Below are 15,949 nucleotides of genomic sequence, written 5' to 3'. Positions count from 1 at the left end.
TCTCCTAGGTTCGAATCAAGTGGCCGCTGGCCGCGAGTAACTGTCCATCCAGTAAAGCACCTTGCTCGCCGAGCGATAACCGGCCTTCGGCGAACCAGCGGACGGCCAACGGGTAAATCAGGTGTTCCTGAACATGGACCCGCTGAGCGAGGCTCTGCGGCGAGTCGTGTAACTCTACCGGTATTACTGCCTGTACGACCAGTGGTCCGCCATCGAGTTCCTCGGTGACAAAGTGTACGGAGCAGCCGTGTTCGGTATCACCGGCTTCCAGCGCTCGCTGATGAGTGTGTAACCCTTTGTATTTGGGCAGCAGCGAGGGATGGATATTGAGCAGGCGTCCTTGATAGTGGCGCACGAAGCCGGCACTGAGGATGCGCATGAAACCGGCCAGAACCACGAGTTGGGGATTGTAGGCGTCGATCAGTTCGATCAGCGCGGCATCGAAGGCCTCGCGGCCTTCGAAAGCCTTGTGATCCAGGGTGCGGGTGTCGATGCCCGCGTCCCTGGCGCGTTGCAGGCCGTAGGCGTCGGCGCGGTTGGAGATCACCGCAGCGATGCGGACCGGGCTGTCGCCGGTCCGCGTGCTGTCGATCAAGGCCTGCAAGTTACTGCCGGTGCCGGACAACAGCACCACAACATCACAGGTCTTGGGCATCAGTGAGCCTTGAGGTTCTTCAGTTCAACCTGGGCTGCGCCTTCGGCAGCAGTGGAGATCTGACCGATGACCCATGGCTGCTCGCCGGCTTCACGCAGAACCTTCAGGGCAGCTTCCACGTGCTCTTGCGCCACGCAGATGACCATGCCCACGCCGCAGTTCAGTACGCGGTGCATTTCGTTCTCGTCGACGTTGCCTTTCTCTTGCAGCCAGTCGAACACCGCCGGACGGGTCCAGCTTGCCACGTCAACCACTGCCTGAGCGCCTTTTGGCAGGACACGCGGGATGTTGTCCAGCAGGCCGCCACCGGTGATGTGGGCCATGGCTTTGACGGCGCCGGTTTCCTTGATCAGCTTGAGCAACGGCTTGACGTAGATGCGGGTAGGGGCCATCAGCAGGTCGGTCAGCGGCTTGCCGTCGAGCTGGGTGTTTTCGATGTCGGCACCGGAGACTTCGATGATCTTGCGGATCAGCGAGTAACCGTTGGAGTGCGGGCCGGACGACGGCAGGGCGAGCAGGGCATCGCCCGCCGCGACTTTGGAGCCGTCGATGATTTCGGATTTTTCCACGACGCCGACGCAGAAGCCGGCGAGGTCATAGTCTTCGCCTTCGTACATGCCAGGCATTTCAGCGGTTTCGCCGCCAACCAGGGAGCAGCCGGACACTTCGCAGCCTGCACCGATGCCGGTCACGACCTGGGCCGCGGTGTCGACATTCAGTTTGCCGGTGGCGTAGTAGTCGAGGAAGAACAGCGGCTCGGCGCCGCACACCACCAGGTCGTTGACGCACATGGCAACCAGGTCGATGCCGATGCTGTCGTGCTTGTTCAGGTTCAATGCCAGGCGCAGTTTGGTGCCGACGCCGTCAGTACCGGAAACCAGCACGGGCTGCTTGTAGCCAGCCGGGATTTCGCAGAGGGCGCCAAAACCGCCCAGGCCGCCCATGACTTCCGGGCGCGCAGTGCGCTTGGCGACGCTCTTGATGCGTTCGACCAATGCTTCACCGGCGTCGATGTCTACACCGGCGTCCTTGTAGCTCAGGGAGGGTTGCTTGCTCATGATCCAGGCCTTTAGGGGGGATTCAGGGGTAACGACCGAGTTCAGCGGGGCCGCCGAAACCGACGAGGGCGATTGCCTCACGCGAATTTCGAAAGTGCCCGGCTGTTGCCGGTCTGCGAAGGCGCGCGATTTTATCAGGCTTGAAGGGCAGCGGCCATCCTCAGGCCGACGGCAGGGGCATATCCGCCTAAAAAAACCGCATTTGCCCCGTGTTACTGGCATCCTTTACGCCTGCACAAGCTATCGCCATTAAGCGTCTATCGTTATGACAGTGCGAAAACTTACTCAGGACGTGTGAATGTTTTGCGCCGGGCGATGGTCACAGCCTTGCTCGATCGTCTTCATGCGGTCTGTTCCAGCCGCTCTTGTCGTCAGGAATCTTCCATGCGTTTTTGTAAATTCTTGTTTGTGGGCTGTTTGGCGCTGGTCAGTCTGGCCAGCCATGCCGAAACCGTCAAAGGCCTCTATCAGGTGCGCGAGCCCGTCAGCAGTCAGACGCAGGAGGAGCGTGATCAAGCGACTCAGCGCGCGCTGGATACGCTGGTGTTGCGCCTGACCGGCGACCCCAAGGCGGCGCAAAATCCGGGGCTGGCAGCGATTCGCAAAGACCCGCAGCAAATCATCAGTCAGTACGGATTCGATGCCGGCCCGCCGCAAGTGCTGAAAGTCGATTTCGACCCGACAACCACCGAACAGGCGTTGCGCCGCGCCGGGCTGGCCTTGTGGGGCGCAAACCGGCCATCGATCCTCGGCTGGTGGTTGAACGACTCCGCGGAGGGTTCAAGCCTGGTGGGCGATGGCCAGGCCAGTGCGGCGCCCTTGCGTCGAGCCGCGCAACACCGTGGCCTGCCGTTGCGTCTGCCGCTGGCGGATCTGAACGAGCAGGTGGTCGCCACCGCACCGAATCTGGAAAGCTCCGATCCGGCAGCGTTGCGTGCCGCCTCGGAGCGTTATAGCGCCGACGCTGTGCTGGCGGTGCATGCCCGTGAAGAGGGCGGCCAATGGCAGGCCAAATGGCATTTGTGGCTGGGCGACCAGAAAGAAGCCGGCAGCGTACAGGGTGCCGATCAGGCCGCCGTGGCGGATGCGGTGATGCTGGCGGTCAATGAACGTCTGGCGCCTCGATTCGTCGCCAGGGCCGGGGCTTCGACGCAGCAGTTGCTGGAAGTGCAGGGCATGAATCTTGAGCGCTATGCGACGCTCGGACGTTTGCTGGAACCTTTTGGCGGGCGGCCACAGAGTGTCGACGGCGACCGGATTCTGTATCGGGTCAATGGCAGTGTCGATCAATTGCGGGCGCAATTGTCGCTCGCCAAATTGCAGGAGGTGGCCGCAGCGCCGACCCCGGTCCCGGTCGCTCCGGCCCAACCTTCGACCGGTTCGGCCCCGGCCGCGGCGCCCGCTCCGGTGGTGACGCCGCAGTTGCGTTTTCGCTGGTAGATTTTCTTTCTTTATATAGAAGCAATGGAGTGGTTCATGGCCGATACGCGGCGTTGGTTCTGGTTGGGTGGCGTTGTTTTTATCTGCGCGTTTGTCTGGTTGTTGCATCCGATCCTCACGCCGTTCCTGGTGGCGTTACTGTTGGCCTACCTGTTCGATCCGCTGGTCGATCGTCTGGAAAAGGCCGGTTTGTCCCGGACCCTGGGCGTGGTCGCGGTGTTTGCGCTGTTTACCTTGATCTTCACCACGTTGCTGCTGGTCCTGGTGCCGTTGCTAGCCAAGCAGCTGTTCCGTTTGTATGAGTTGGCACCGCAGATGCTCGACTGGCTGCAGCACACCGCGCTGCCATGGGCGCAATCGAAGTTCGGTTTGTCGGAAGGCTTCTGGAAATTCGACAAGCTCAAGGCCGCGATCAGCGAGCACATGGGCCAGACCACCGACATCGTCGGCGTGGTGCTGAGCCAGGCCACGGCATCCGGCCTGGCATTGATTGGCTGGCTGGCGAATCTGGTTTTGATTCCGGTCGTCAGTTTCTACCTGCTGCGGGACTGGGACCTGATGATGGCCAAGATTCGCAGCCTGCTGCCGCGTGATCGTGAAGAGCGCGTGGTGTTGCTGGCCGGTGAATGCCATGAAGTGCTCGGAGCGTTTGTCCGTGGCCAGTTGCTGGTGATGGTGGCGCTGGGTGTGATCTACGCCGCCGGCCTGATGCTGGTGGGGCTGGAGTTGGGGCTGTTGATCGGCCTGATTGCCGGTCTGGCGGCCATTGTGCCGTACATGGGTTTTGTCATCGGGATCGGCGCGGCGCTGATCGCGGGCCTGTTTCAGTTTGGTGGCGATCTCTACCCCATGGTCGGGATCGTCGCGGTGTTCATGGTGGGGCAGGCGCTGGAGGGAATGGTGCTGACGCCATTGCTGGTGGGAGACCGGATTGGCCTGCATCCGGTGGCGGTGATTTTCGCGATTCTGGCCGGTGGCGAGCTGTTCGGTTTTACCGGCGTGTTGCTGGCGCTGCCGGTTGCCGCAGTGATCATGGTGCTGGTGCGCCATGTGCATGATTTATATAAGGATTCTGATATGTACAGCGGCGTCGACGAGCCAGAGCTCTAGGTCTGGTCGCAGGTAGCCCGGTTCGATGCCGGGCTGCCGTCTGCACCGCCAAAGAAACTGTCATAAAACCGGGGCATCAACGCAAACCTTTGATTTTGCATGTGGTCTGTCGCATTGTGCGGTCGGCTTCACGGGTATAAACTTCGCAAACTTTACACAGAGGCCACTAACGGTTCCTTTGGAACTGTTCAGTCAGCATGAAACCGATTCAGCTGCCCCTAGGTGTGCGTCTGCGTGACGACGCCACCTTTATCAACTACTACCCAGGCGCCAATGCCGCTGCACTCGGCTATGTCGAGCGGCTATGCGAAGCCGACGCCGGCTGGACCGAAAGCCTGATTTACCTCTGGGGCAAGGACGGGGTAGGGCGTACGCATCTTTTGCAGGCGGCCTGCCTGCGCTTCGAGCAGTTGGGCGAACCGGCGGTCTACCTGCCATTGGCCGAGTTGCTGGATCGCGGCATAGAAATCCTCGACAACCTTGAACAGTACGAACTGGTCTGCCTGGATGATCTGCAGGCAGTGGCCGGGAAGGCCGACTGGGAAGAAGCGCTGTTCCATCTGTTCAATCGCCTGCGCGACAGTGGCCGGCGCCTGCTGATTGCCGCATCGACATCCCCACGTGAACTGCCGGTGAAGCTGGCGGACCTCAAGTCCCGCCTGACCCTGGCGTTGATCTTCCAGATGCGTCCGCTGTCCGACGAAGACAAGTTGCGTGCCCTGCAACTGCGCGCGTCGCGTCGGGGGCTGCACCTGACCGACGAAGTCGGACATTTTATCCTGACCCGCGGCACTCGCAGCATGAGCGCGCTATTCGAGTTGCTCGAGCGACTCGATCAGGCCTCCCTCCAGGCGCAGCGCAAGCTGACAATTCCCTTCTTGAAAGAGACGCTTGGCTGGTAGAAAAAAGCCGGGAATGCCAATGCTGGCGGGGCTTTCGGCATATTTCAGGCGCCAGAAAATCCGCCTTCCTACAGGGTTGTAGGCTGCGCAGGTGTCTAAATGGGGCTTAAACGCTTAGATGTTGGCGAGAAACTGAAAAGTCACAAAAAGTTAGATTGAATTTGCAAATGAGGTTGATAGCGGGCATAGTCTCGACTTCTTTACAACTATCAGCCACGGTCGTGCCCATGCTAAAGCGCTTCGCACCCCTCGTGCCTCTCGCACTCGTCACCCTGTTGTTCGGTTGCGCTGCTCACACTCCGGTGTCCCAGCAGGACCAACAGGTTAAAAATAGTGTTACCGCCCAATCTTCCGCTCGTTATCAGGAAGCTCTTTTCCAGGAAGAGACGGCCACCGAAAAAGAACTGGCTGCCTTCGCTGATGGCAAGTCCTACAAGCTGCCGGTTCTGGCCGACAGTATCCTCGAACGTGGCATGTCCCTGATCGGTACCCGTTACCGTTTCGGCGGTACCTCTGAAGCCGGTTTCGATTGCAGTGGTTTCATCGGCTATCTGTTCCGCGAAGAAGCGGGGATGAACCTGCCACGTTCCACTCGCGAAATGATCAACGTGGACGCGCCACTGGTGGCTCGCAGCAAGCTTGAGCCTGGTGACCTGCTGTTCTTCGCGACCAACGGTCGTCGCGGTCGTGTCAGTCACGCAGGGATCTACCTGGGTGACAACCAGTTCATCCACTCCAGCAGCCGCAAAAGCGGTGGCGTGCGGATTGATAGCCTGGGCGACAGCTACTGGAGCAAGACCTTCATCGAAGCCAAGCGTGCACTCGCCATGGCACCGAATGCTGAACCGATCGTCACCGCACGCAAGTAAGCGGACATTTTGTAAGGCGAACTTAAAGTCTTACTTGAAGTTTGCTACATAAGCGCTAGAATCATGATCCATGAATGATGGCAAACCGCCTGCGTGACGCGCAGGCGGTTTTGTTTTCTGCGCCCCCAGCAGAAAAAAGCCGCAGCCAGATCAGGATGTTCTGCTTATGTCGACGTCGGCCCGCCTCACAATCATGCTTTTCGCAGCGCTGCTCAGTGCGTGTGCCAGCCGCACGCCGCCACCTGCGCCTGTGGTTCGCGCTCCCATTATTTTCGGTTCTTCCCAGGCCTTTTCGCCTGAAGCGGAGGATGTGCTGTTCCGCGCGTTGGGATTGGTGGGGACGCCTTATCGCTGGGGTGGCAACACGCCGGATTCCGGCTTTGATTGCAGTGGGCTGATCGGCTATGTGTACCGCGATGTCGCCGGCATTTCCCTGCCGCGCACCACGCGGGAAATGATCTCCATGCAAGCGGCCGATGTGGGCAAGGAAGGCCTGCAGACCGGTGATCTGATCTTCTTTGCCACCAATGGCGGTTCACAGGTCAGTCATGCGGGCATCTACGTCGGCGAAGGCCGCTTCGTGCATGCACCTGCCACCGGCGGCACAGTCAAGCTCGACAGCTTGTCCAAGGCGTATTGGCAGAAAGCCTACCTGAGCGCCAAGCGTGTCCTGCAACCGGAACACCTGGCGCGCAACCCGTAATAGCCAGAGAGTGCTCTCATGACCGCTCGCACGCTCAATCTCGACGACTCGCTCTATCACTACCTGCTCGACGTGTCCCTGCGCGAAACGCCGCTGCTCAAGCGCTTGCGCGACGAAACCCAGGCGCTGCCGATGGCGCGCTGGCAAGTGGCGCCGGAGCAGGGTCAGTTTCTTGCGTTGCTGGTGAAGCTCACCGGTGCCCGACGTCTGCTGGAAATCGGCACCTTCACCGGTTACAGCGCGCTGTGCATGGCCGCGGCATTGCCCGATGACGGCTCATTGATCTGCTGCGACATGCCGGGTGACTACAACGCCACCGCACGCCGTTACTGGCAGGAGGCCGGGCTGGCCGGTCGAATCGATCTGCGTCTGGCACCTGCGCTGCAAACCCTGGACGAACTGGAACGGCAAGGGCAGGACGGGCGGTTCGATCTGGTGTTCATCGACGCCGACAAGGCCAATTACCCCACTTATCTTGAGCACGCGCTGCGACTGCTGCGGGTGGGTGGCTTGGCGGTGTTTGATAACACGCTGTGGAGCGGGCGGGTGCTGGAAGAGAATCCGCAGAGTGCAGACACCCGAGCCATCCAGGCACTCAACCGTGCCTTGAAGGATGACTCGCGGGTGGATCTGTCGTTGTTGCCGCTGGGCGATGGGCTCACGCTTTGCCGCAAACGCTGATCCCTTGTGGCTCCAGGTGGGGGCGGGCTTGACGTGTCATTATTTAGCCGCTGAAACCCGCCAAACCTTGTTCCCCACATCATCTGCCACCAACAAGTCGCCCTGCTGATCGATCACCACGCCCACCGGCCGGCCCATGGCTTTTTCTTCGTTATTGAGGAAGCCCGTGAGTACGTCCACCGGCTGCCCGCTGGGTTTACCGGCGCTGAACGGTACGAAGATCACCTTGTAGCCACTGTGTGGCTTGCGGTTCCATGAGCCATGCTGGCCGACGAAGGCGCCTTCGGTGAATGGCGCCGGCAACCGGCTGCCTTCGGCAAATGTCAGGCCCAGTGACGCCGTGTGCGGGCCGACTGCATAGTCCGGCGCGATCGCCTTGGCCACCAGGTCCGGGTTCTGCGGTTCGACGCGAACGTCGACATGCTGGCCGTAGTAGCTGAACGGCCAGCCATAGAACGCGCCGTCCTTGACCGAGGTGATGTAGTCCGGCACCAGATCACTACCGATTTCATCGCGCTCATTGACCGCTGTCCACAGTGCGCCGCTTTGCGGCTCCCAGGACAGGCCATTGGGGTTGCGCAAGCCCGAGGCAAAGATCCGGTGGTTGCCGGTGGCGCGATCCACTTCCCAGATCGCCGCGCGACCTTCTTCCTTGTCCATGCCGTTTTCGGCGACGTTGCTGTTCGAACCCACCGTGACGTACAGCTTGCTGCCGTCCTTGCTGGCGATGACGTTTTTGGTCCAGTGGTGATTCAGCGTACCGCCGGGCAGGTCGAGCACTTTGACCGGTGGCGACTTGATCGCCGTATCACCGGTTTCATAGTGAAAGCGCAGCAGGCGATCGGTGTCGGCGACGTACAGGTCATTGCCGACCAGCGTCATGCCGAAGGGCGAGTTCAGGTTTTCCAGAAACACCGTGCGGGTTTCCGCGATGCCGTCGTGGTCCCGGTCGCGCAGCAGGGTGATGCGATTCGCGCTCGGCACGCCCGCACCGGCGCGGCCCATGACTTTCTTCATGACCCATCCGCGCAGGCCTGTGCCGTCATCGGGTTTGGGTGGGGCATTGGTTTCGGCGACCAGCACGTCGCCGTTGGGTAGCACATAGAGCCAGCGCGGGTGGTCGAGGTTCTCGGCGAACGCAGCGACTTGAGTGCCGGCAGCGGCGACGGGGCTCGCGCCGTCGGGCCAGCCAATCGCCGGGGCGATGTTGATCGTCGGCAGCAGCGTCTTGTTGGGTTCTGGCAACTTGGGTGACGGGCCGGTGCCGTCGGCGACTTGCAGGCTGGAGGTTTCACCGCAAGCGGCGAGCCCTCCGGCGAGCGCGATAACGAGAACGAGCTGGGGCTTGCGCATACTGATCTTCCCTGTGAATGCAGTGACCTGATCAATAGAGAAGTTTCGTTGCGCGATGGTTCAACCGTTAGCCGCGAGCTTCCTTGAGCAGCACGGCGATACCGGGGTGGTAGTGCCCCCCTTCGTTGCGCAACTTGCGGTAGGCGTAAGGGAAGTACCAGGCGACGGCGCAGGTGTGCTCTTTTTGCAGGTCGTCGACCATGTCCTGCAGTTCTTCCGGGGTGGCGCCTTGCTGGGCTTTGTGCGGTGCCACGAACAGGCAGCCGAGTTTCAGGTCGCTGGCGTAGCTGATGCGTTTGGCGTCACTGGTGATGTCCTGCAGGGCTTGCGTCAGGTTCAGGCTGTTGACCCGTGGCCAGCGTTGCGTGGCCTGTAACCAGGCGCGTGATTCAGGCGTGGCGATAAACAGATCGGCGCGGCCGTTGCGCTCGCCTTCCTCGATGTGTTTGCGCGTGGGCGATTGTTGCAGGGTCACCATTTCGGCCATCCAGGCGGCGGCGGAAAGCAGGCCGAGATTGGCTTTTTCGTCGAGCCAGTAAGGCGTTTCGTTATCGCCGCGCACGGCGTTGTAGCGGTCGATACAGTCAAACCAGCGCTCCAGCAGCGGGCGCAGGAATTCCAGCTTCGGATTGCTGATGATGATGCCTTGCATGGGGCTTACCCTTGTTATTGTGATGTGGGTTGTGGCTCTTTGATATCATTGCTTGCAGTGTGGCACAAGATTGGCGTCAGTTTATTGATCAACGGCAGTTATTCACTCGCCCGGCCGGTCTTCATTTGACGCTCCACCCCCAACCCTCTAACCTTCGCGGCTTGTTTCAGGTGCTCTGTGGCTTGGGTCGACAGAGTGAAACAGGGAAGCCGGTGAGTGGACGCTTCGAGCACGAAGGCCGCGATCCCGGCGCTGCCCCCGCAACGGTAAATGAGTGAAGACTGTGCCTTGAGCCACTGTGCCGAGTATCGACACGGGAAGGCGCACAGTCAGGCCAACGCCGCTCATGAGCCCGGAGACCGGCCTGATCCATCCAAGCGGCGTCACGGTGGGCGATGCCAGGCTTCTTGCCGTCTTTTCTTGTGCCCGCCCGCCGTTATCCTGCCTCAACGGAGAGCTCTCCCATGACTGATACCCCTGATCGTGACGAACGTCATCTGGCGCGCATGCTGCGCAAAAAAGCCGTGATCGATGAGCGCATCGCCAACTCCCCGAACGAATGCGGCCTGCTGCTGGTACTCACCGGCAACGGCAAGGGCAAGAGCAGCTCGGCGTTCGGCATGCTGGCCCGGTCGATGGGCCATGGCATGCAGTGCGGTGTGGTTCAGTTCATCAAGGGGCGCAATAGCACGGGTGAGGAGCTGTTCTTCCGGCGCTTCCCGGAGCAGGTGCGTTTTCATGTGATGGGCGAGGGCTTCACCTGGGAAACCCAGGATCGCCAGCGCGACATCGCCGCCGCCGAAGCGGCCTGGGCGGTTTCGCAACAGTTGCTGCGCGACCCCTCCATCGGCCTGGTGGTGCTGGATGAGTTGAACATCGCCCTCAAGCACGGCTACCTCGATCTCGATCAGGTGCTCGGCGATCTGCAGGCACGCCCGCCGATGCAACATGTGGTGGTTACCGGCCGTGGCGCCAAGCCGGAGATGATCGAGCTGGCCGACACCGTCACCGAAATGGGCATGATCAAGCACGCCTTCCAGGCCGGTATCAAGGCGCAAAAAGGCGTCGAGCTGTGAGTCGTATTGTATGAATAGCCCTCGTCAATGCCCGGCGGTGCTGATTGCCGCGCCGGCCTCCGGTCAGGGCAAGACCACCGTCACCGCTGCGTTGGCCCGTTTGCATCGCAATCAGGGGCGCAAGGTTCGCGTGTTCAAATGTGGCCCGGACTTTCTCGACCCGATGATTCTGGAGCGCGCCAGCGGTGCGCCGGTGTATCAACTGGACATGTGGATGGTGGGCGAGCAGGAGAGTCGTCGGCTGTTGTGGGAGGCCGCGGGTGAAGCGGACCTGATCCTCATCGAAGGTGTCATGGGCCTGTTTGACGGCACGCCGTCCAGTGCCGACCTGGCGCGGCACTTCGGTGTGCCGGTGCTGGGGGTGATCGACGGCACTGCCATGGCCCAGACCTTTGGTGCCCTGGCCCTGGGGCTGGCGCGCTATCAACCCGACTTGCCATTTGCCGGTGTCCTGGCCAACCGCGTGGGCACCCTGCGTCACGCGCAATTGCTTGAGGGCAGCCTGACCGAAGGCCTGCGTTGGTACGGCGCGTTGTCCCGTGAAACCGGAATCGAATTGCCGAGTCGTCACCTCGGACTGGTGCAGGCCAGCGAGTTGAACGATCTTGATCTGCGCCTCGATGCGGCGGCCGATGCCCTGGCCAGCAGTTGCGAGGTGGCGCTACCGCCGGCCGTGGAATTCGCGGCCCCGGATGTCATCGCTGCCGATCCCTTGCTGGCCGGTGTGCGCATTGCTGTGGCCCGTGACGAAGCCTTTGCCTTTACCTATGGCGCAAGCCTGGATTTGCTGCGGGCCATGGGCGCCGAGCTGGCGTTTTTCTCGCCGATCCGTGACACCGGTTTGCCCGAGGCAGACAGCCTCTATCTGCCGGGTGGTTATCCCGAACTGCACCATGTGGCGTTGTCGCAAAACACCTCGATGTTGAACGCGATCCGCGCGCACCACGAAGCGGGCAAGCCGTTGCTCGCCGAATGTGGCGGCATGCTGTATCTGCTCGATTCGCTGACCGATGTCGAGGGTTCGCGTGCAGAACTGGTCGGCTTGCTGGCCGGTGATGCGGTGATGCAAAAGCGTCTGGCGGCGCTGGCGCTACAGGCTGTCGAATTGCCGGAAGGGTCGCTGCGCGGGCACACCTATCATCATTCGCTGACCACCACTGAGCTTGTACCGATTGCCCGAGGCTTGAGCCCCAATGGCGGGCGCGGGGCGGAGGCGGTTTATCGTGAGGGACGGATGACAGCCTCTTATGTGCATTTCTATTTTCCGTCCAATCCGACGGCTGTAGCCGCATTGTTTGCACCCGATCTTGAGGACGCCTTCGCCGGCAAGCCGGCTCCTGCAGTTGATCACCTGAACCCTGTAGGCGCTGGCTTGCCAGCGAAGAGGCCATGACCGACAACGCATTCACCGAAGCCGAACGCGCAGCGGTTTACCGCGCCATCGGCGAACGTCGCGACATGCGTCACTTCAGTGGCGGTACGGTCGAGCCCGAATTGCTGCGGCGGTTGCTCGAAGCCGCGCACCAGGCGCCGAGTGTCGGCTTGATGCAGCCCTGGCGGTTCATCCGCATCAGCGACCGAACCCTGCGCGGCCAGATCCAGGAACTGGTGGAGCAAGAGCGCATTCGCACCGCCGAAGCCCTCGGCGAACGCACCGACGAATTCATGCAGCTCAAGGTCGAAGGCATCAGTGATTGCGCCGAGGTGTTGGTGGCGGCGCTGATGGACGATCGCGAGCGGCATATTTTCGGTCGTCGCACCTTGCCGGAAATGGACATGGCGTCGTTGTCCTGCGCGATCCAGAACCTGTGGCTGGCGGCCCGGGCCGAAGGTTTGGGCATGGGCTGGGTTTCGCTGTTCGAACCGCAAGCCCTGGCCGATTTGCTCTGCTTGCCCTCCGGGGCCAAGCCACTGGCCGTTTTGTGCCTGGGACCGGTCAAGGAATTCTACCCGGCGCCGATGCTGGTTCTGGAAGGGTGGGCGCAGGCGCGTCCGCTAAGTGAACTGCTGTACGAAAATTATTGGGGAGTGCGCCAATGAGTGTGGCGTTGTTGAGTGTCGCCGCTGTGGCGCTGGATGCGCTGCTGGGTGAACCCAAGCGCTGGCATCCGCTGGTGGCGTTCGGCCGGTTTGCCGAGCGTATCGAGCAGCGTTTCAACGCGGGTGGTCGCGGCTGGCGCAGTCACGGGTTCACCGCGTGGGTGATCGCGGTGTTGCCATTGACCTTGTTGGCCACGGCATTTTCCTGGGCGCCTTATGTGGGCTGGATGGTCGAGATTCTCGCGCTGTATTGCGCCCTCGGCATGCGCAGCCTGGGCGAACACGTCGAGCCCGTGGCCAAGGCCTTGCGCAGCGATGATCTGGATGCGGCGCGTACGCGCGTCAGTTACCTGGTCAGCCGCAAGACCAGCGAACTGGATAAAACCGAAGTGGCCCGTGCGGCCACCGAATCGGTGCTGGAGAACGGCAGTGACGCGGTGTTTGCCGCACTGTTCTGGTTTGCCGTGGCCGGCGCGCCAGGCGTGGTGCTCTACCGTTTGAGCAACACCCTGGACGCCATGTGGGGCTATCGCAACGAGCGCTTCGAGCGTTTCGGCTGGGCGGCAGCCAGGATCGATGATGTGCTCAATTTCATTCCTGCGCGTCTGGTGGCGTTGACTTACGCCTTGCTGGGCAAAACCCGACTGGCCCTCAAATGCTGGCGGACCCAGGGTCCGACCTGGGACAGCCCGAACGCCGGTCCGGTAATGGCCGCGGGGGCCGGTGCGCTGGGTGTCGAGTTGGGTGGGGCGGCGATCTATCACGGTGAACTGCATCAACGTCCGCAACTGGGCGAAGGCCTGCCGGCGGATGCCGACTCCATCGATCGTGGCTGGCAATTGGTCCAGCGCGGGGTATGGTTATGGCTGCTGATTCTCTGCCTGGGGGCTGAATTTTATGCTTGAGCACGGTGGACGGTTGCGCAAGGCGGCGCTCGAATACGGCATCGAGGAAGCCGATTGGCTTGACCTGTCCAGCGGCCTTGCGCCCTGGCCGTTTCCCATTCCGGATATCCCCCTGCGAGCATGGGCGCGCCTGCCGGAAACCGATGACGGGCTGGAACAGGCCGCCTGCGACTACTACGGCACTCTGCAGGTGTTGCCGGTGGCCGGTTCGCAGATGGCCATCCAGTTGCTGCCGCGTCTGCGCCGGGCCGGCAAGGTCGGCGTGCTGTCCCCCTGTTACGCCGAGCATGCCGAAGCCTGGCGGCGTAACGGCTACATCGTGCGTGAAGTGCTCGAGCAGGAAGTCGACTTTTATGTCGACAGCCTCGATGTGCTGGTGGTGGTCAACCCGAACAATCCGACCGGTCTGAGCCTGACGCCCAATCGCTTGCTCGACTGGCACTCGCGGCTGGCCCAGCGCGGTGGCTGGCTGGTGGTGGATGAAGCGTTCATGGACAACACACCGCAGCTGAGCCTGGCGCCATTTTCCCATCAGGTCGGCTTGATCGTGCTGCGTTCGTTCGGCAAGTTTTTCGGTCTGGCCGGGGTGCGGCTGGGATTTGTCCTGGCCGAGCGCAAGTTGCTCAAGTTGCTCGCCGAGCAAGTGGGACCATGGGCTGTCAGCGGTCCGACCCGAGTAGTGGGCGAGGCCTGCCTGCGCGACACCAAAGGGCATGCGCTGCAGCGCAGACGGGCTGAAGAGGCCAGCGAACGTCTGGCGGCGTTACTGGAGCAACACGGTTTCAAACCTCAGGGTGGCTGTGCGTTGTTCCAGTGGCTGATCACCGAGCGCGCCGAAGAACTGCATGAGTTCATGGCCGGTCGGGGCATTTTGCTGCGCTTGTTCGCGCAAAACAGCAGCCTGCGTTTCGGTTTGCCTGGCGATGAGGCTGACTGGTCGCGTCTTGCCACGGCGTTCGAAGCTTTTGCCAGGGAATGCCAATGACAACGCTGATGGTGCAGGGCACCACATCCGACGCCGGTAAAAGCACGCTGGTGACGGCGCTGTGCCGCTGGGTCACGCGTCAGGGCGTTAGCGTGGTGCCGTTCAAACCACAGAACATGGCGCTCAACAGTGCCGTGACGGCCGACGGTGGCGAAATCGGTCGCGCGCAGGCGGTGCAAGCGCAGGCCGCCTTCCTCGAGCCGCACACCGACATGAACCCGGTGCTGCTCAAGCCCAACAGCGATACCGGCGCCCAGGTGATTATCCATGGTCGCGCGGTCACCACCATGAATGCCGTCGCTTATCACGATTACAAAGCCATCGCCATGCAAGCGGTGCTGGCGTCCCATGCACGCTTGAGTGAGGCCTATCCGCTGGTGATGGTCGAAGGTGCGGGGTCGCCGGCCGAGATCAATCTGCGTGCTGGCGATATCGCCAACATGGGCTTTGCAGAAGCGGTGGATTGCCCGGTGCTGCTGATCGCCGACATCAATCGTGGCGGTGTGTTCGCGCATCTGGTGGGCACGCTGGAGCTGCTGTCGCCCACTGAACAGGCGCGGGTCAAGGGCTTCATCATCAATCGCTTTCGCGGCGATATCGCCTTGCTGCAACCCGGTCTCGACTGGCTGGAACAGCGCACCGGCAAACCGGTGATCGGTGTGCTGCCCTACGTGCTGGACCTGCACCTGGAGGCCGAGGACGGCATTGACCAGCGTCAGACCGACAAGGTCGATCAGGTACTGAAAGTGGTGGTGCCGGTGCTGCCGCGCATCAGCAACCACACCGATTTCGACCCGCTGCGCTTGCACCCGCAAGTGGACCTGCAATTCATCGGTCCCGGCCAGGCGATTCCGCCAGCTGATTTGATCATCCTTCCCGGCTCGAAAAGTGTGCGCAGCGACCTGGCGTATCTGCGCGCCAACGGTTGGGAACAGGCCATTTCCCGACACTTGCGCTACGGCGGCAAACTGCTGGGCATCTGCGGCGGCTTGCAGATGCTCGGCGAGCAGGTGCACGACCCATTGGGCCTGGAAGGCGTTCCGGGGTCCAGCGCCGGGCTGGGGTTGCTGGCGTTTGAAACCCGACTCGAAGAACATAAGCAGTTGCGTAATGTGCGCGGGCGTCTGGCGCTGGAGAATGCGGAAGTCAGCGGCTATGAAATCCATGCCGGCGTCACCACCGGCCCGGCGCTGGAAAACGCCGCCGTACAACTCGACGACGGACGCTGCGACGGCGCGCAAAGTGTCGATGGGCAGATTCTCGGCACCTACCTGCATGGTCTGTTCGAATCCCCGGCGGCCTGCAGCGCACTGTTGCATTGGGCAGGTTTGCAGGCGGTGCAGGACGTGGATTACCACGGTTTGCGCGAGCGCGATATCGAGCGGCTGGCGGATCTGGTGGAGAAGCATCTGGATACCTCGCTGTTGCGTGAACTCTGTGGGATTTGAAGTGACTGCACAGGCCCCATCGCGGCCAAGCCCGCTCCCACAAGGATCGGGGCTGTCTACCGATTTTCGGTC

At 61.7% G+C, this 15,949-nt stretch carries 16 protein-coding genes and 1 riboswitch; of the genes, 12 read left to right on the top strand and 4 right to left on the bottom strand.

Annotation, left to right across the window (positions count from 1 at the left end):
- Positions 1–4 precede the first annotated feature (4 nt).
- On the bottom strand, positions 5–655 hold the full coding sequence (gene purN, locus ACGJAX_RS28250) for a phosphoribosylglycinamide formyltransferase (RefSeq protein ID WP_090324159.1): 651 nt from the start codon (positions 653–655) through the stop codon (positions 5–7).
- Positions 655–1,713, bottom strand: a complete 1,059-nt coding sequence (purM, locus tag ACGJAX_RS28245) for a phosphoribosylformylglycinamidine cyclo-ligase (protein ID WP_390956914.1) — start codon at positions 1,711–1,713, stop codon at positions 655–657. The genes purN and purM overlap by 1 nt, the downstream gene beginning before the upstream one ends.
- A 384-nt stretch (positions 1,714–2,097) precedes the next feature.
- Here purM and ACGJAX_RS28240 point away from each other — a divergent pair, with 384 nt between their 5' ends.
- The 6 genes from ACGJAX_RS28240 to ACGJAX_RS28215 all read left to right on the top strand — a co-directional run bounded on the left by ACGJAX_RS28240 (position 2,098) and on the right by ACGJAX_RS28215 (position 7,418).
- Complete coding sequence (locus ACGJAX_RS28240; RefSeq protein WP_390956913.1) at positions 2,098–3,153, top strand: DUF2066 domain-containing protein; 1,056 nt, start codon at positions 2,098–2,100, stop codon at positions 3,151–3,153.
- Between the two features lie 36 nt (positions 3,154–3,189).
- The gene (locus ACGJAX_RS28235; RefSeq protein ID WP_090324154.1) at positions 3,190–4,263 is read left to right on the top strand and encodes an AI-2E family transporter; all 1,074 of its coding nucleotides are present in this window, start codon (positions 3,190–3,192) and stop codon (positions 4,261–4,263) included.
- A 197-nt stretch (positions 4,264–4,460) separates the two neighbouring features.
- Complete coding sequence (gene hda, locus ACGJAX_RS28230) at positions 4,461–5,165, top strand: DnaA regulatory inactivator Hda (RefSeq protein WP_007898944.1); 705 nt, start codon at positions 4,461–4,463, stop codon at positions 5,163–5,165.
- A gap of 227 nt (positions 5,166–5,392) precedes the next feature.
- Positions 5,393–6,034, top strand: coding sequence for a C40 family peptidase (locus ACGJAX_RS28225; protein ID WP_090324152.1), 642 nt, complete (start codon positions 5,393–5,395; stop codon positions 6,032–6,034).
- A 166-nt stretch (positions 6,035–6,200) separates the two neighbouring features.
- The gene (locus tag ACGJAX_RS28220; protein WP_090324150.1) at positions 6,201–6,737 is read left to right on the top strand and encodes a C40 family peptidase; all 537 of its coding nucleotides are present in this window, start codon (positions 6,201–6,203) and stop codon (positions 6,735–6,737) included.
- 18 nt (positions 6,738–6,755) lie between these two features.
- On the top strand, positions 6,756–7,418 hold the full coding sequence (locus ACGJAX_RS28215) for a class I SAM-dependent methyltransferase (RefSeq protein ID WP_390956912.1): 663 nt from the start codon (positions 6,756–6,758) through the stop codon (positions 7,416–7,418).
- 39 nt (positions 7,419–7,457) lie between these two features.
- Here ACGJAX_RS28215 and ACGJAX_RS28210 read toward each other — a convergent pair whose 3' ends face one another.
- Together ACGJAX_RS28210 and ACGJAX_RS28205 are read right to left on the bottom strand one after the other, a co-directional pair.
- Positions 7,458–8,771, bottom strand: coding sequence for a PQQ-dependent sugar dehydrogenase (locus ACGJAX_RS28210; protein WP_390956911.1), 1,314 nt, complete (start codon positions 8,769–8,771; stop codon positions 7,458–7,460).
- 67 nt (positions 8,772–8,838) lie between these two features.
- Positions 8,839–9,423 (bottom strand): hypothetical protein, encoded by a 585-nt coding sequence (locus ACGJAX_RS28205; RefSeq protein WP_248914761.1) that lies wholly within the window; start codon positions 9,421–9,423, stop codon positions 8,839–8,841.
- A gap of 151 nt (positions 9,424–9,574) precedes the next feature.
- Positions 9,575–9,806, top strand: a riboswitch (cobalamin riboswitch).
- A gap of 81 nt (positions 9,807–9,887) precedes the next feature.
- Between ACGJAX_RS28205 and cobO the strand changes: the two genes are divergently transcribed.
- Genes cobO through ACGJAX_RS28175 form a run of 6 tightly spaced genes read left to right on the top strand, consistent with a single transcriptional unit; the run spans position 9,888 to position 15,877 of the window.
- A complete protein-coding gene (gene cobO / locus ACGJAX_RS28200; RefSeq protein ID WP_247257549.1) occupies positions 9,888–10,499 on the top strand; it encodes a cob(I)yrinic acid a,c-diamide adenosyltransferase in 612 nt (203 codons plus the stop codon).
- Positions 10,500–10,509: 10 nt separating this feature from the next.
- Positions 10,510–11,892 (top strand): cobyrinate a,c-diamide synthase, encoded by a 1,383-nt coding sequence (locus ACGJAX_RS28195; RefSeq protein ID WP_390956910.1) that lies wholly within the window; start codon positions 10,510–10,512, stop codon positions 11,890–11,892.
- The gene (gene bluB / locus ACGJAX_RS28190) at positions 11,889–12,539 is read left to right on the top strand and encodes a 5,6-dimethylbenzimidazole synthase (protein ID WP_390956909.1); all 651 of its coding nucleotides are present in this window, start codon (positions 11,889–11,891) and stop codon (positions 12,537–12,539) included. The genes ACGJAX_RS28195 and bluB overlap by 4 nt, the downstream gene beginning before the upstream one ends.
- Positions 12,536–13,444 (top strand): adenosylcobinamide-phosphate synthase CbiB, encoded by a 909-nt coding sequence (gene cbiB, locus ACGJAX_RS28185; RefSeq protein ID WP_390956908.1) that lies wholly within the window; start codon positions 12,536–12,538, stop codon positions 13,442–13,444. The genes bluB and cbiB overlap by 4 nt, the downstream gene beginning before the upstream one ends.
- Positions 13,437–14,429 carry a threonine-phosphate decarboxylase CobD gene (gene cobD / locus ACGJAX_RS28180; protein WP_390956907.1) on the top strand — a complete coding sequence of 331 codons (993 nt, stop codon included), beginning with the start codon at positions 13,437–13,439 and terminating at the stop codon, positions 14,427–14,429. Before cbiB ends, cobD begins: the two co-directional genes overlap by 8 nt.
- Positions 14,426–15,877 carry a cobyric acid synthase gene (locus ACGJAX_RS28175; RefSeq protein WP_390956906.1) on the top strand — a complete coding sequence of 484 codons (1,452 nt, stop codon included), beginning with the start codon at positions 14,426–14,428 and terminating at the stop codon, positions 15,875–15,877. Before cobD ends, ACGJAX_RS28175 begins: the two co-directional genes overlap by 4 nt.
- The last annotated feature ends 72 nt before the right edge of the window (positions 15,878–15,949 follow it).

The organism is Pseudomonas moorei, from assembly GCF_042846945.1.
GTDB classification, from domain to species: Bacteria; Pseudomonadota; Gammaproteobacteria; order Pseudomonadales; family Pseudomonadaceae; genus Aquipseudomonas; species Aquipseudomonas moorei.
Note: the sequence above shows the minus strand (reverse complement) of the source record. Positions and strands in the feature narration are given on the sequence as shown.